This window comes from Clostridium sp. TJA085, assembly GCF_058310235.1.
In genome coordinates, this window is sequence record NZ_JBZEEZ010000001.1 from 1,152,364 (window position 1) to 1,167,230 (window position 14,867).

At 27.1% G+C, this 14,867-nt stretch carries 15 protein-coding genes; 4 read left to right on the plus strand and 11 right to left on the minus strand.

All coding sequences use genetic code 11. The features are described 5' to 3' along the window. Nucleotides 1-39: 39 nt before the first annotated feature. The 3 genes from AC4FQW_RS05945 to AC4FQW_RS05955 all read left to right on the plus strand — a co-directional run bounded on the left by AC4FQW_RS05945 (nucleotide 40) and on the right by AC4FQW_RS05955 (nucleotide 2,744). Nucleotides 40-1,005, plus strand: a complete 966-nt coding sequence (locus tag AC4FQW_RS05945) for a P1 family peptidase (protein ID WP_303128743.1) — start codon at nucleotides 40-42, stop codon at nucleotides 1,003-1,005. A 251-nt stretch (nucleotides 1,006-1,256) separates the two neighbouring features. Beyond that, a complete protein-coding gene (locus AC4FQW_RS05950; RefSeq protein WP_303128742.1) occupies nucleotides 1,257-1,439 on the plus strand; it encodes an alpha/beta-type small acid-soluble spore protein in 183 nt (60 codons plus the stop codon). Between the two features lie 147 nt (nucleotides 1,440-1,586). After that, nucleotides 1,587-2,744, plus strand: coding sequence for an AI-2E family transporter (locus tag AC4FQW_RS05955; RefSeq protein ID WP_491147835.1), 1,158 nt, complete (start codon nucleotides 1,587-1,589; stop codon nucleotides 2,742-2,744). A gap of 44 nt (nucleotides 2,745-2,788) precedes the next feature. On the opposite strand, the gene AC4FQW_RS05960 is transcribed toward AC4FQW_RS05955, so the two are convergent. Both AC4FQW_RS05960 and AC4FQW_RS05965 read right to left on the minus strand, forming a co-directional pair. Beyond that, nucleotides 2,789-4,948, minus strand: a complete 2,160-nt coding sequence (locus AC4FQW_RS05960) for a YhgE/Pip family protein (protein WP_491147837.1) — start codon at nucleotides 4,946-4,948, stop codon at nucleotides 2,789-2,791. 36 nt (nucleotides 4,949-4,984) lie between these two features. Then, entirely contained in the window at nucleotides 4,985-7,150 is a 2,166-nt protein-coding gene (locus AC4FQW_RS05965) for a YhgE/Pip domain-containing protein (RefSeq protein WP_303128739.1), read from the minus strand. 231 nt (nucleotides 7,151-7,381) lie between these two features. Here AC4FQW_RS05965 and yjeM point away from each other — a divergent pair, with 231 nt between their 5' ends. Further along, complete coding sequence (yjeM, locus tag AC4FQW_RS05970; RefSeq protein ID WP_303128737.1) at nucleotides 7,382-8,878, plus strand: glutamate/gamma-aminobutyrate family transporter YjeM; 1,497 nt, start codon at nucleotides 7,382-7,384, stop codon at nucleotides 8,876-8,878. 45 nt (nucleotides 8,879-8,923) lie between these two features. Here the strand turns inward: yjeM and AC4FQW_RS05975 are convergent, their stop codons facing one another. The 9 genes from AC4FQW_RS05975 to AC4FQW_RS06015 are packed head-to-tail and all read right to left on the minus strand — an operon-like array spanning nucleotide 8,924 to nucleotide 14,865. Continuing rightward, nucleotides 8,924-9,352, minus strand: a complete 429-nt coding sequence (locus AC4FQW_RS05975; RefSeq protein ID WP_303128735.1) for an MOSC domain-containing protein — start codon at nucleotides 9,350-9,352, stop codon at nucleotides 8,924-8,926. Nucleotides 9,353-9,355: 3 nt separating this feature from the next. Then, on the minus strand, nucleotides 9,356-10,327 hold the full coding sequence (moaA, locus tag AC4FQW_RS05980) for a GTP 3',8-cyclase MoaA (RefSeq protein ID WP_491147840.1): 972 nt from the start codon (nucleotides 10,325-10,327) through the stop codon (nucleotides 9,356-9,358). A 17-nt stretch (nucleotides 10,328-10,344) separates the two neighbouring features. Beyond that, the gene (gene moaC / locus AC4FQW_RS05985; RefSeq protein WP_303128731.1) at nucleotides 10,345-10,821 is read right to left on the minus strand and encodes a cyclic pyranopterin monophosphate synthase MoaC; all 477 of its coding nucleotides are present in this window, start codon (nucleotides 10,819-10,821) and stop codon (nucleotides 10,345-10,347) included. A gap of 1 nt (nucleotide 10,822) precedes the next feature. Further along, on the minus strand, nucleotides 10,823-11,842 hold the full coding sequence (locus AC4FQW_RS05990) for a molybdopterin-binding protein (protein WP_491147842.1): 1,020 nt from the start codon (nucleotides 11,840-11,842) through the stop codon (nucleotides 10,823-10,825). A gap of 14 nt (nucleotides 11,843-11,856) precedes the next feature. Then, nucleotides 11,857-12,513, minus strand: a complete 657-nt coding sequence (gene modB, locus AC4FQW_RS05995; RefSeq protein ID WP_491147844.1) for a molybdate ABC transporter permease subunit — start codon at nucleotides 12,511-12,513, stop codon at nucleotides 11,857-11,859. 1 nt (nucleotide 12,514) lies between these two features. Then, complete coding sequence (gene modA / locus AC4FQW_RS06000) at nucleotides 12,515-13,300, minus strand: molybdate ABC transporter substrate-binding protein (protein ID WP_491147846.1); 786 nt, start codon at nucleotides 13,298-13,300, stop codon at nucleotides 12,515-12,517. Then, nucleotides 13,285-13,776 carry a MogA/MoaB family molybdenum cofactor biosynthesis protein gene (locus AC4FQW_RS06005; protein WP_303128726.1) on the minus strand — a complete coding sequence of 164 codons (492 nt, stop codon included), beginning with the start codon at nucleotides 13,774-13,776 and terminating at the stop codon, nucleotides 13,285-13,287. Before AC4FQW_RS06005 ends, modA begins: the two co-directional genes overlap by 16 nt. 5 nt (nucleotides 13,777-13,781) lie before the next feature. After that, nucleotides 13,782-14,318 carry a molybdopterin-guanine dinucleotide biosynthesis protein B gene (mobB, locus tag AC4FQW_RS06010; RefSeq protein WP_491147848.1) on the minus strand — a complete coding sequence of 179 codons (537 nt, stop codon included), beginning with the start codon at nucleotides 14,316-14,318 and terminating at the stop codon, nucleotides 13,782-13,784. After that, a complete protein-coding gene (locus tag AC4FQW_RS06015) occupies nucleotides 14,290-14,865 on the minus strand; it encodes a molybdenum cofactor guanylyltransferase (RefSeq protein WP_303128722.1) in 576 nt (191 codons plus the stop codon). Before AC4FQW_RS06015 ends, mobB begins: the two co-directional genes overlap by 29 nt. Nucleotides 14,866-14,867: the final 2 nt, after the last annotated feature.

Consider the following 14,867-nt stretch of genomic DNA (forward strand, 5'->3'; position numbering starts at 1 on the left):
ATCTTTTATAGGAGCTTTTGATTTAGGGGGTTAATTTTTATGAGAGAAATTAAATTTGTTGATATAAACGGAATAAAATTGGGTCATGCTCAAAATATTAAAGGCCTTACTGGATGTTCTGTAATACTTTGTGAAAAAGGTGCAACTGGTGGTGTTGACGTAAGAGGTGGAGCTCCTGGCACTCGTGAAACAGATCTTTTAGATCCTTCTGAAATGATAGAAAAAATTCATGCTGTTGTACTGTCAGGTGGAAGTGCTTTTGGTCTTGATGCATCTTCAGGTGTTATGAAATATCTCGAAGAAAAAAATATAGGATTTGATGTTCAAGTTGCTAAAGTTCCAATAGTTTGCTCTGCTGTTCTTTTTGACTTAGCTTTTGGAAATCCTAAAATAAGACCTGATAAATCTATGGGATACGAAGCCTGTGTTAATAGTGAAACTTATAATGATGATATAAATGGTAATATAGGTGCAGGATACGGAGCTACTATTGGTAAAATTTTAGGTCCACATACTGCTATGAAAGGTGGACTTGGAACATATGCTGTAGAAGTTGGTAATTTAAAAGTAGGTGCTATAGTTGCAGTTAATTGTCTTGGAGATGTTATAGATCCTAAAACATCAAATATTATTGCAGGTGCTTTAGATAAAAATACAAACAAATTTTTAAATAGTGAAAATATTTTAATTAATAACTTAAAAAACCCTAAAACTCCATTCAAAGGAAATACAACTATAGGCTTAGTAGTAACTAATGCTAATCTTTCAAAAGCTAATGCAAAAAAAGTAGCTTCAATGGCTCATAATGGCTATGCAAGAACTATGAGACCAGCTCATACAATGTTTGATGGAGATACTATATTTACAATGGCTACAAATGAAGTTGATATAGATGTTACAACTGTAGGTATGATAGCTTCTAATGTTATGGAAAAAGCTATATTAAGAGCAATAAAAGAAGCAGATTCATTAAATGGAATTAAAGCTTATAAAGATTTGCTTTAAAATTTTTAGGTATAAATTGGATTAATTTTTTTGTAGTATTTTTTTTCTTCCTGGTTAAACTATAAATAATCTATTACCACATATGAAATATAAGAATTAAACTCTAAAATATTTTTAGCAAAATTATTTCATAAATATTCCATATATGGTTTTAGAAACATAGTTTATAAATTCTAAAAAAACATAAACTATGAATGTAAAGTAAATCAAATAAACTTTACAAAAATATCTCGTATAAGGAGGAATGAACAATGGCAAGAAAATTAGTACCAGAAGCAAAAGACGGATTAGCAAAATTCAAAAATGAGGTAGCTAATGAAATGGGAGTTCCATTCACTGACTACAACGGAGACTTATCTTCAAAACAATGCGGAAGCGTTGGTGGAGAAATGGTTAAAAGAATGGTAGAACAATACGAGAAAACAATAAAATAATAACAATCTAAAGATGAAATGGTAGGATAATTATCCTACCATTTCTCTTTTTAAATATTTATCTCTTTTCATTGCTATAAATTTTTTATATATGTATAATATTTTCTATAACTATATTTACTGAAAATAATGAAAGGGGAATTTTAATTGAAAAATTTAAATAGTAAAGTCAAACAATCACTTTTAATTTCCACATATATAATAGTTTTATCATATATTTTTCTGAATCTATCTACTGTTGGTAATTTTCTAAAATGGAGTTTAAATATTTCCGCTCCATTTTTAATGGCTATAGGTATTGCATTTGTATTAAATATACCTATGAGAATAATTGAAAATAAATTACTTACACCTATCTCAAAAGTTAAAAATTTTAAATTTTTAAATTCATTAAAAAGACCTTTATCCATTGTAATTACCCTATTACTAGTTATAGGATTGTTAAGTACTTTAGTTATTTTTATAATTCCTCAACTTTTAGATAGCGTATCTAAGTTAGTTGATAGCGTTCCACAATATATACAATCATTTGAAAATATTGTTCTTAAAAACTTAGGAAATATTGATGGTTTTGATTCTATTTGGAGCACATTTATGAATGCTTGGAAAGATATATTAGGTGTTGCAAGCCAAGTATTAGGATTTACATTAAATCATATTTTAAATTTAACTATGAGCATAACATCTGGTATATTTAATTTTTTATTAGCTCTTGTTTTTTCAATATATATGCTTTCTAATAAAGAAAAACTTATTTTTCAATGTAAAAAATTTATATATGCACATTTAAAGGACAACCATGCAGATAAAATTCTTGAAATAGGAAGAATATCTAACGAAACATTTCAAAAATTTATTGGTGGTCAATGTATTGAGGCAGTTATAATTGGAACTTTATGTTTTATAGGAATGTTTATTTTAAGGCTTCCATATTCTCTACTAATAGGATTTGTAGTTGGTGTAACTAGCTTAATTCCTATATTTGGAGCATTTATAGGAACTATTCCATCAGCTTTTATAATACTTATAATAAGTCCTATTAAAGCTGTAATTTTTATTATATTTATAATAGTATTACAACAATTTGAAGGACATCTTATATATCCAAAAGTTGTTGGAAATTCAATAGGTTTATCTTCTATTTGGGTAATGTTTGCTATGTTAATTGGTGGAAGTTTATTTGGATTTTTAGGGTTTCTACTTGGTATTCCTCTATTTGGAGTAATATATAAAATTACTAGAAAAAATACAAATAGAAAATTAGCTGAAAAAGGGTTATCAATATCTGATATAAATAATAAATAAAATAGACTGTTACACTATGATTTATTAGTGTAACAGTCTTTCTTTTATAATTCAGCTTCTTCAAACTTTTCTTCCATAAATATTCTTATTTTATTTAAGCTCTTTTTAAATATTCCTAATATTAAAAATACAATTCCAAATATACATAACATTTTAATATCTTTCATTGTACTACTCCATACTGGCCCTGCTATAGCTTCCCTAAATCCATCTATTGCATAAGTAAATGGCCATAAAGGCTCAAGCATTCTAAATATCTCAGGATTTGTTTGTATTGGATATATTCCTCCAGCACCAGCTATTTGAAATACCATTATTACAACTGCAATAGCTTTACCTATATTCCCAAATAAAGATACTAACGTAAATATAATTATAGTAAATACTATACATGAAAGTAATGCCATAGCAAATAATAATCCTGTATTTTCGGGATTTATTCCAAGTATATGTATATTTCCTGTAATTACAATTAATGTTTGAACTACACCAATAAATAAAAATAATAACATTTTACCAAAATGCTTTTGAAGAAATGATAATTTTTCACCATCTTCAAATTCATCACATTCTGTTGTAAGTAATGCAGCCATAAGAAGTATTCCAACCCATATTCCTAAAACTGTATAAAATGGTGTTAAAGCTACTCCAAATATTCCTGTATTATATACTTCTACTGTTTTTACGTTTATTGGTGATGACATAAATGAAGCTATTGTTTCTGGATTTTTGCTTAATAACTCTATTGCACTATCTATATTTTTACTTGTTATATTTTTAGTTTCATCTTGAAGCTTATTAATCTTTTTACTAAAATACTCTACCTTCTTATTTACATCTTTTATTTGAGATGAAGCAACATCTCCACTTAATATTCCAAGATTAGCTAGCCCATTTAATTGTGGCACAACTATTTTACTCGCCTCTAAAACATTATTTGCACTATCCCCACCTTGTGCAAATGTATCTGCAAAAGCACTTAATGAAGGAATAATATTGCTATATAAATTATTTGATGCATTTGTTGTCTTACTTGAAAAATTATTATTTAGCTCAATTAATTTATTTATTACATTTTGTCCTTTTTCTGCAAATTTATTATTATCTATTAAAGATTTTAAAATAGATAATTGTTCTTTTTCTTGTACTATTACACTTTGTAAACTAGCTAATTTATCTATTTGACCTTGTATTGAATTGTTGTGCATTTGTTCATTTAATTTTATTAAAACTGCTTTTGCACTATCTATACTAGTATTTATTGAATCTAATATAGAGTTCATATCTTTTATTGTTTTATTAATCTTTTCTTTATCTAAGTTATCCTTTGTTACTGTAGATATATTATTTAACAATTCATTATATTTATTTTGTGTCATTTGAATTTGTGATAAATCATTTTTAAGTCCATTTCCTAAATTTTGAATACTATATTTAGTATTTAAAACTAATTCCTTACTTCCTGTAACCATACTTTGAAGATTATTTATTGAATTTGTAATAGCAGGTAAATCATTTTTTAAATTATTTAAATTTCCTTTTGTACTATTTATTTGTTTAACAGAACTAGATAGTTCATTACTTATTTTACTAATATTGTTTTCAGCTTGATTCAATGTATCTTTTAATTCTAATATTTGTGGCTTATTATTTTTTATATTATCTCCAAACTTATTTAAATATTTAAATGCTTCTTCATTTACAGTATTTATAAAGTTACTTTTTATTTCTTCTGTTAATTTATTTTCAGCTACTTGAGTTATTTTTGTTGCAATTGCATTTGCCTTTTCATTAGCTTTATATATTATATTTGGTTTTATAGGATTTGAACTTAAAAGACTTGTTAAATCACTTGAAAAGTTTTGCGGAATTTCTATAAGTGCATAATACTTTCCTTCATTTAGTCCATAGTTTCCTTGCCAATCTCCAACAAACTGCCATCCTATATCTTTATTTTTCTTTAATTCCTCTACTATTTCATTTCCAACATTAATATTTTTACCATTAAATTTTGTTCCTGTATCTTCATTTACAACAGCTACTGGTAATGCTCCTGTGTTTACATAAGGATTCCAACAAGCCTTTATATTTACCCATGCATAAAGTGAAGGAATAAAGAATAAACCTATTACAATTATTATTGCTGCTGGATTTTTAATAATATTTTTCAAGTCTCTTTTGAAAATCTTAAATATTTTCTTCATAATATCCTCTCCTGTAATAATTAATGGAATAAAACTTTATTCAGCTATTCTTGATTCCTCAAATTTATCCTCAAATCTTTTTACATATTTCCATATCTTTTCTTTAAAGAATGTTCCTATTATAAAAAATATTGCTGCAAATAAAAGTAGCATAAATATATCTAATGCAACACTACTTAGAAGAGGTCCTGCTATTGCCTCTCTATAACCTCCAAGTGCATATGTAAATGGAAATAATGGTTGTAATACTCTAAAAAACTTAGGGTCTACTTGTATTGGATAACTTCCTCCTGAACCTGCTATTTGTATTACCATATATATTATCGCTAATGCTTTACCAACATTTCTAAATAATGAAACTAGTGTATAAACTATTATACAAAAACTAAATGACGCTAATACTCCAAAGAAAATAAACAAAGGTGTATTAACTGTTTGAACTCCTAATATATATTTGTCACCTGCTGCTATAATAAAGCCTTGTATAACAGCAAGAAAAGTAAATGTAACAAGTTTTCCTAAATACCTATCTCTTATTGTAAGATTTTCACTTCCCTCAAATGGTTTTATTTCAGTAGAAAGCAGTGATGTCAATACAAGACATCCAACCCAACTTGCAAGTACTGAATATATTGGTGCCATTCCTGAGCCATAATTTGCAATTTTATAAATTGATTCATCTTTAACATTAAAAGGACTTGAAATATATGAACCCATAATTTCCGGTTTACTTTGAAGGATTGTTACTATCTCACTTAAATTATTATCATTAATTTCCTCTAGCTTTTTGCTTAATTCACTTATACTATCTTTAAAGTAATTAAATTTTTTAAGTAAATCATTTGATATATCAGATGTTAAATTTGTAGCATTTACTCCAGAATTAAGTATACTATCAATACTAGCTATCATATCTTTTGAACCATCTAAAATCTTATTAGCTTCATTTGTAGCATCTATATAATTATTACATATTTTATTTATTGAACTTTTAGTTGAAGTATTATATTCACCTAATATACTCTTAACTTTACTGCTCATACTTGAATTTATTGATGTTATATCTTTAACTATACTAGAGCTTAATTCCCCTTGTGAACTAAATGAAGTTTCCAATTCTTTCAACTTATCTTTTTCACTATTTAATGTTGATTTTAAACTATCTAATGATGTAATTACATTTGATAAGTCAATATTATTTGTATTAGTATTTTTATTTAATTCTTTTAAAAACTTACTAATAGTATCAACATTATTTATAGTATAATCTATCTCTTGACTTATAGAAGATATAGCTGTACCTACACCATCTTTACCTCCCGATGATATTGAATCATTTAAACCTTTTATAAGTGAACTTATTTTTTTATTTGATGAACTTATCTGATTTATGTTCATATCTAAACTGTCAAAAGAATTATTTATAGCATTCTTTGTATATGTAGTTAATTTTTTTGACTGATTCGCCCCATCTTTTATTGCATCTACACCTTTTGTTAATTCTGGCATAGTTGCTTTTACATTATTTAAATATGTATTAAGATTTTTAGCATTGCTACTTGTAGAATTTAACGTGCTAATTATAATATCCATATTTTTATTTATTTTTATTATTGCATCTTTTAATCCTATTATTTGATCTTTATTTGCTTGAAGAGTTTTACCAACATTATTTAATGATGCAAAAATTGTTTTATTTACTGTTGATACAAAATTAGATTTTATTTGATCAACTAACTGCTCTTCAGCAACTTCTGTTATTTTTCCTGCAACTGGATTTGACTTAGTATCAACTTTGTATATAATTTCCGGCTTAACTGGTTTATCTGTTGCAAGGCTTGTTAAATCTTTTGAAAAATCTTCTGGAATTTCAATTACTGCATAATAATCACCATTTAAAATTCCAAGCTCTGCCTTTTTCGAATCTACAAAAGTCCATCCTATAGCCTTATTATTTTTAAGTTCCGAAACAACACTTTTTCCAATGTCTATATTTTTATTATCAATTGTTGCTCCTTTATCATTATTTACAATGGCAATAGGAACTGTACTAGTATTTTCATATGGATTCCAGCAAGCTTTTATATTTACCCATGCATAAAGTGAAGGAATAATACAGAGTCCACCAATTATTAAAATTGCAACTGGATTTTTTATTATTGCCTTCATATCTCTCTTAAATATAGAAAGAATTTTTTTCATAACTGACCTCCAAAGTTTATTAATAATACTATTAATATTATCAGCATTAAATGTATTAAATTTTAAATTTTATTAAACATTCTATGTACTTCCATTTATTATTTTATATTAAATAAGTATAGTCCACTCATATTGTTAAATACTATTAATAAAATATTAATTTATACTTCATTATTTCATAACTTTAATGTGATAAAGTAAATTATTAACATTACTTCTAAGGAGGAGCTTATGAGCAAACATAATAACAAAAAACTTACATTAATCGCACTAATATTAATGACATTTACATCAGTTTTTGGATTTACAAATATAGCTAGAGCATTCTTACTTATGGGATATTCAGCTATACCTTGGTATATAATTTCAGCAATAACATTTTTTATTCCATATTCATTTATGCTTTCTGAATATGGTGCTGCATTCAAAGACGAAAAAGGTGGAATTTATTCTTGGATGAATAAATCTGTCGGCCCTAAATATGCATTTATAGTTACTTTCATGTGGTATACTTCTTATATAATTTGGATGGTTTCTACATCATCATCAATTTGGGTACCACTTTCTAATGTTATATTTGGAGAAGATAGAACTTCAACTTGGAGCCTTTTTGGAATGAATGCCTCACATACAATGGCATTACTTGGTATAACTTTATTTATCATAATAACATTTGCCGCTTCAAAAGGTTTAAAAAGCATAACAAAAGTTACATCAATAGGTGGTACTTTTATAGCCTTAGCAAATATAGTTTTATTAATTGGTGCAATAGTAGTTCTTATTGCTAATAAATTTGAACTTGCACAACCTATTAGTACATATTCACTTATTTCATCACCAAATCCAACTTATCAATCTCCAATTGGAGTATTAGGATTTATGGTATTTGCAATTTTTGCTTATGGTGGACTTGAAGCAATCGGAGGATTAGTTGATCAAACTGAAAATCCTGAAAAAACATTCCCAAAAGGAATTAAAATAGCAGCTGTAATTATTGCTATTGGTTATTCTTTAGGAATATTGTGTGTTGGCTTCTTTACTAATTGGTCAACAACATTAAATTCTTCAACAGTAAATATGGCAAATGCCGGATATGTTGTTATGAGTAATTTAGGTTATACTTTAGGTTTAGCCTTTAACCTTGGAACTTCTGGAGCTCAAATACTTGGTGCTTCATTTGCAAGATTTATTGGACTTTCAATGTTCTTAGCCTTAATGGGTTCATTCTTTACCTTAACTTATTCACCTATTAAGCAACTTATTGAAGGAACACCAAAAGAAATTTGGCCAAAATCATGGAGTGAACTTGATGAAAATGATATGCCAAAAAATGCAATGTGGATACAATGTATAATTGTTGTTGCTATAATTTTAATTTCTTCACTTGGTGGTAAAACTGCATCAGCTTTCTTAAACTACTTAATTCTTATGAGCAATGTTGCAATGACTATACCTTATATATTTATAGCATTTGCTTTTATTGCCTTTAAGAAAAAGGAAGAAATACATAAACCTTTTGTTATGTATAAAAACCATACTACAACAAAAATTTGGACTGTTATTGTAATAATTACTATTATATTTGCAAACATATTTACAATAATAAAACCTGCTTTAGATTCAGGAGATTACGTTGCAACTTTATTCCAAATCGCAGGTCCTATAATATTTGGTGCAATTGCACTAATTCTTTATGATAGATATGAAAAGAAAATGAAATTAAAATAATATAAATAAAAAAATGACTATCTTAATTGATAGTCATTTTTTTATTTATATTAACTCTGCTATATCATTAACTCTGATAGTTCCACCTTTTAATACTTTTGTAAAAACACCATGTATAGGCATTATACATTTTCCTACTCTATGAAATATTTCACATTCACTATGACACTTCTTACCGATTTGAGTTACTTCTAAAATAGCTTCTCCAATTTTAACTTTTTGTCCTATATTTAATTTATCAACTTCAATTCCATCTATTACAATGTTTTCGCCGAAGTCCCCAAACTTAACATTTCCACCTTGTTTATTAAAATCATCTATTTTTTTAAGTTCTAAAAGACTTACTTGTCTATGCCATTTTCCTGCATGCGCATCATCTTTAACACCAAAATCTTCTATTAAAATAGCCTCTTCTACTTGTTTCTTTGCAGTTCCTTTTTTAGGACTTGTACAAATCGCTACTATTTTTGCCATGAATTAGCCTCCTATTTCATTCATAAATTTTATTTCTTTGTTTTCATCAACACTTTTGAAAAGATATTTTTCTGGCTTATTATATATAGCTTTTTCTATTATATTCTTTATCTCTTCATCATTTGCTCCTGATTTTATTATAGATTTTAAATTTATTTCACTTTTCCAATTTAAACATTGCTTTAAATATCCATCAGTTGTAATTCTCATTCTATTGCAATCTTTACAGAAACAATTACTCATTGCACTTATAAATCCAACTCGTCCTAAAGCCCCTTTAAGTTTTATATATTCTGCCGGTCCGTCATGAGAATTTCTTTTAATTTCCTCAAATTCAATATTACTTTGTGTTATGAATTTTAATATATTCTCATTAGATAATCCTTTAAATTTCTTACCTTCTCCAATTGGCATAAGTTCAATAAATCTAACATCAACCGGAATTTTTTTTGTTAAATCTATTAAATCCAATATTTCATCATCATTAATACCTTCAACTATAACTGTATTAAGTTTAATCTTAATTCCAAGCTTTATCCCCTTGTCTATAGCTGATAAAACTTTACTTAAGTTTCCACCTCTTGTAATCTTAAAATATTTATCTTTATTTAAAGTATCAAGACTTATATTTACTTTTTTAAGACCACACTTCGATAAAGCTTCAATTTTATCATCTAGCAATATTCCATTTGTAGTTATTGCTATTTCTTCTATTCCGTCAATTAAATCTATGTTTTTTATTAGATCTACTACCCCATCCATAACAAGAGGTTCTCCTCCTGTAAGTCTTACTTTTCTAATACCAAGCTTAGAAGATAAGTTAACTATTCTTTGTATTTCATCATTAGAAAGTTTTTTTTCATCACTACAAAAAGTATTTCCTTTCTCTGGCATACAATATAGGCATCTTAAATTACACTTATCAGTAATAGAAATTCTAAGGTAGTCTACATTTCTTCCAAATCTATCTAACACACTACCACCTCAAAGCTTTAAAAATTAAATTCTCCACTTTTTCCACCAGTTTTCTTAACTAAATGTATTTCGCCTATTTCCATTCTTTTATCTACGGCTTTACACATATCATATATAGTAAGTGCAGCAACTGAAACACCAGTTAATGCTTCCATTTCAACTCCTGTTTTGTCAACAATTTTAACTTTAGAATTTATTATTATTTCTGAATTTTCTTCATCTATATCAAAATCTATACTACATCCATCTATCATTATTGGATGGCACATTGGAATTAAATCTGATGTTTTCTTTATTGCCATAATTCCTGCTACTCTTGCAACAGCTAAAACATCACCTTTTCCTATTGTACCCTCTTTTATTCTATTTATTATTTCTTTACTTGTTTTAACTTTTCCCGTAGCTATAGCAACTCTTTCTGTTTTATTCTTAAGAGCTACATCAACCATAATTGCATTTCCTTTATTATCAAAATGTGTTAACTTATCATTCATTTTATTCTCCTTTTCCAAATGAACAATGAGGGAATGTACAAACTTCACAGCTTAAACATAAACCTCCATGTCCATATAAAGCAATATCTCTAAGATTTAGCTTCTCATCACTTAATATTCTTGGAAGAACTAAATCAAAAATTGTTCTCTTACAATACATAACGCATCCTGGAAGGCCTACTATTGGAACATCACCACTATATGCTAATAAAAACATTGCTCCTGGTAAAACTGGTGCTCCATATGTTATAAGGTTAGCTCCACATTCTTTTATTGCTGTTGGAGTAACGTCATCAGGATCCACTGACATACCACCTGTACATACTATCATTTCTGCTCCACTTTCTAATGCTTTCTTTATTTCAGAAACAATCATTTCTTTGTTATCTGGTAGTATAACTTGATTTTCTAATGAACATCCATAGTATTCTAATTTTTTTCTAACTGCAGGTCCGAAGGCATCTTTAATTCTTCCATGATAAACTTCACTTCCTGTAGTTATCATATGTACTTTTTTAGGTTTTATATCAATAACTTCTATAATTTTTTCATTTATTAAATTTTCAGCTTCTATTATTTTTTTCTCATCTATTACTAAAGGAATCACCCTTGTAGATCCAACTAATTCTCCTTTTTTTACAGGAGTATTGTTCTGTATAGTTGCAACTATTATTTCTCCTAACATATTAAGCTCTAAAAGTTTTTCCTTGTTTATTTTTAAAAGACCGTCCTTTGAAGCCATAAAGCTTATTTTTCCTTCTTTTATTTCTCCAAATTCTAATCCTTCTCCACAAACTAAGTTTTTAAGTCTTATAGCTGCATCATTTTCATGAAGCATACCATCTTGATTTTCCCAAACATATATATGCTCTTTCCCTATTGATAATAATTCCTTTATATCTTCTTCTTTGATTATATGACCTTTTTTAAAAGCTCTCCCCTTAAATTCTCCTGGAACTATTTTTGTTATATCATGGCATAATACCATACCTACTGCATCTTGTACTCTTACACTTTTCATTTCTATTTACCCCCTTATGCTATTCTCTTAAGTATTTTATTATATAAAAAAGTTAATGTCACTGAAATAATAACAATTGCTATTAGTATAATCTTAGAAGTTCTGTCATCATTATTTTCTATAGCATAATACATAGCCATTGGAACTGTTTGAGTTTTACCTGGTATGTTCCCTGCTACAAGTATTGTTGCTCCAAATTCCCCAAAAACTCTAGCTATACTTAATATTATTCCTGTAAATATTCCTTTTTTACATAATGGTAAACTTATTTTTCTAAATACTACTCTATCTCTTGCTCCCATTTCTTTTGCTGCATTTTTTATATCTTCATCTATTCCTATTAATTGCGCCTTTATACTCTGATACATTATAGGCATAGAAACAACAACCCCTGCTACTACAGCTGCAGTCCAAGTAAATATTATTGTTATATTAAAGTTATTCAAAAGAAATTCTCCTATAAAACCTCTTTTACCTAAAGATATAAGTATTAAATAACCAATTGCAGATGGTGGCAAAAACATAGGAAATAGTATTATTGTTTCTATAATATGTTTAAGCTTTATTTTTTTTTCAATTAAAATGTATGCTCCAACTATTGATAAAATTAAACTTATAATAACTGCAATTACAACTACTTTAAATGATATAATAAAAGCATTTATTAACATATTATTCTACTCCAAATCCATATTCCTTAAATACTTTTTTAGATTCATCACCTTTTAAGAATTCAACAAATTTCTTGCTTTCTTCAGCATTTTTACTATCTTTTAATACACATAAAGAATATTGGATTTTCTTGTGATATTTATTTGATATTTCATAAGCTATATTAATACCTTTAATATCTTTTGCATCTGTTTTATAAACAAATCCATAATCTACATCTCCATTTTCAACATAGCTTACAACATTTGATACACTTTTAGCATATACGAATCTATCTTTTAATGAATCCCATAATTTTAAATTATCTAATGTTTGTTTTGCATATTGACCTGCTGGTACTGTTTTTAAATCACCTATTGCAATTTTTCCTTTAGTATCTTTTAAATCATTTAATGATTTTATATCTTTTTTCATATCGTTATTTTCTATTAAAACTAATGAATTTGTTAAAAAGTTATATGTATCATCTTTATTTACTAATTTTTCATTTATTAATTCATCAATATACTTAGTATTTGCTGAAAAGAATAAATCAACATTAGCACCTTCTGATATTTGTTTCTTTAATGTACCTGATCCACCTGTATTATAAGTTATTTTAATTCCTGTTTCTTCATTAAATTTCTTAGCTATATCTTCCATAGGTTTTTTAAGACTAGCTGCTATACTTACTGTTAACTCTTTTCCTTCTGCCTTTTTACTATCATCTTTACTAGCACATCCAACAAGTAATGTAGTTACAAATAAACATGATATTAAAAATGCACTAATTATTTTCTTGCGCATTCTGAAGCACTTCCTTTCATTATGTCCAATCCATGTTTTAAGTCCTCTAATATGTAATCTAAGATTTCCTCACATGCCTTAGGACTTCCAGGCATATTAACTATTAATGTTCTTTTTCTAATTCCTGCTGTTCCTCTTGAAAGCATAGCTCTTTTTGTTATAGTAAAACTATAATTTCTTATAGCTTCTGCTATACCTAAAGCTTCCTTTTCTATTACATCCTTAGTAGCTTCTGGTGTTATGTCTCTCTCACTAAAGCCTGTACCACCGGTTGTAAGTATTAAATCTAAATTAAGCTCATCTGCCATATACTTCATTTCTTCTGATAGCTTAATTCTTTCGTCTGGAAGTATTGTATATCTTTCTAATTTAAAGCCTTTAGATTCAGATATTTTCTTTATTACTTCTCCACTTTTGTCTTCCCTTTGCCCTTTCGAGCCTTTGTCACTGCTGGTTATTATTCCCAAAGTATACATATCTATCAACTCCTCTCTATTTGATTATATTTTAAATTTTCCAATAAGTCTATTAACATTTTGTAATCGTTATACTTAATTTCTTTTATTTTATTTAAATTAAGTGGAATATCCGTTGCTACACATATTAATTTATCATTTGGCGTTATAATTCTACTACTTACTCCTTTCCTAAATACTTCAATTTTCTTTAAATTACTTTTTTTATAACCTTCTACAATAATAAAATCTTTATCATTTAACAGTTTTATTAAATTTTCTAATTTTTCTTCCTCATTAACTTCCTTTATCATTGCCATTCTGTTTTTTGATGATATTATTACAGTTGATGCTCCAGCCACTCTATGTTTATACGTATCTTTTCCTTCTTTATCTATATCAAATCCATGTATATCATGTTTTATAGTTCCAACTTTATAACCTCTTTTTACCAATTCTTTTATAAGCCCTTCAATTAATGTAGTTTTACCAACATTAGACCTTTCTCCTACAATATTTACAACAAAAGGACGCTTATTTAAATTTTCTTTTGCACAACTCATTATACTCAACCTCTGTATTTACATTTATAAAATTGTTTATTTCATTACATTCAATATATTTTGTACTAATTTTTTCTAATAAATTTTTAAGCTTATAATCTTTTTTAAAAATCATTGACTCTATAATTTTTAAAATACTTTTTTTATATATTCCACAAAGAGGATTTATTTTTCCATTTACTACTGGTATTAAAGCATCCTCATTGAATTTATAACTTGAAATATAATTCAAAAAATCTTTATTTAAAAAAGGCATGTCACTTGCAACCACCAAAGAAGATTCAAAGTTGCTTTTTTTAAGACATGAATATATACCTCCCATTGGACCTATATCTTTAAATTCATCTTTAACTAATAAAGCTTGATTTTTAAATTCTTCATAAAGATTAATATCATTACAAGATAAAATTTTTTCTTCAAAGTCTGATGTTTCTAAAAAAATTTTATCTATAAACCTTATGCCATCTATCTTCAAAAAAGCTTTTGTCTTATAGTTCATTCTGCTATTTTTACCACCTGATAATATTATTACAGACTTATTTATCATAT

What these genes read in the sequence shown, in the direction of transcription:
- AC4FQW_RS05950 (WP_303128742.1), top strand. Translation starts at nt 1,257, where the DNA reads ATGGCAAGAAAATTAGTACCAGAAGCAAAAGACGGATTAGCAAAATTC.
- mobB (WP_491147848.1), bottom strand. Translation starts at nt 14,318, where the DNA reads ATGAGTTGTGCAAAAGAAAATTTAAATAAGCGTCCTTTTGTTGTAAAT.
- AC4FQW_RS05990 (WP_491147842.1), bottom strand. Translation starts at nt 11,842, where the DNA reads ATGAAAAGTGTAAGAGTACAAGATGCAGTAGGTATGGTATTATGCCAT.
- AC4FQW_RS05975 (WP_303128735.1), bottom strand. Translation starts at nt 9,352, where the DNA reads ATGGCAAAAATAGTAGCGATTTGTACAAGTCCTAAAAAAGGAACTGCA.
- AC4FQW_RS05965 (WP_303128739.1), bottom strand. Translation starts at nt 7,150, where the DNA reads ATGAAAAAAATTCTTTCTATATTTAAGAGAGATATGAAGGCAATAATA.
- AC4FQW_RS05960 (WP_491147837.1), bottom strand. Translation starts at nt 4,948, where the DNA reads ATGAAGAAAATATTTAAGATTTTCAAAAGAGACTTGAAAAATATTATT.
- modA (WP_491147846.1), bottom strand. Translation starts at nt 13,300, where the DNA reads ATGCGCAAGAAAATAATTAGTGCATTTTTAATATCATGTTTATTTGTA.
- yjeM (WP_303128737.1), top strand. Translation starts at nt 7,382, where the DNA reads ATGAGCAAACATAATAACAAAAAACTTACATTAATCGCACTAATATTA.
- AC4FQW_RS06005 (WP_303128726.1), bottom strand. Translation starts at nt 13,776, where the DNA reads ATGTATACTTTGGGAATAATAACCAGCAGTGACAAAGGCTCGAAAGGG.
- moaC (WP_303128731.1), bottom strand. Translation starts at nt 10,821, where the DNA reads ATGAATGATAAGTTAACACATTTTGATAATAAAGGAAATGCAATTATG.
- AC4FQW_RS06015 (WP_303128722.1), bottom strand. Translation starts at nt 14,865, where the DNA reads ATGATAAATAAGTCTGTAATAATATTATCAGGTGGTAAAAATAGCAGA.
- modB (WP_491147844.1), bottom strand. Translation starts at nt 12,513, where the DNA reads ATGTTAATAAATGCTTTTATTATATCATTTAAAGTAGTTGTAATTGCA.
- AC4FQW_RS05945 (WP_303128743.1), top strand. Translation starts at nt 40, where the DNA reads ATGAGAGAAATTAAATTTGTTGATATAAACGGAATAAAATTGGGTCAT.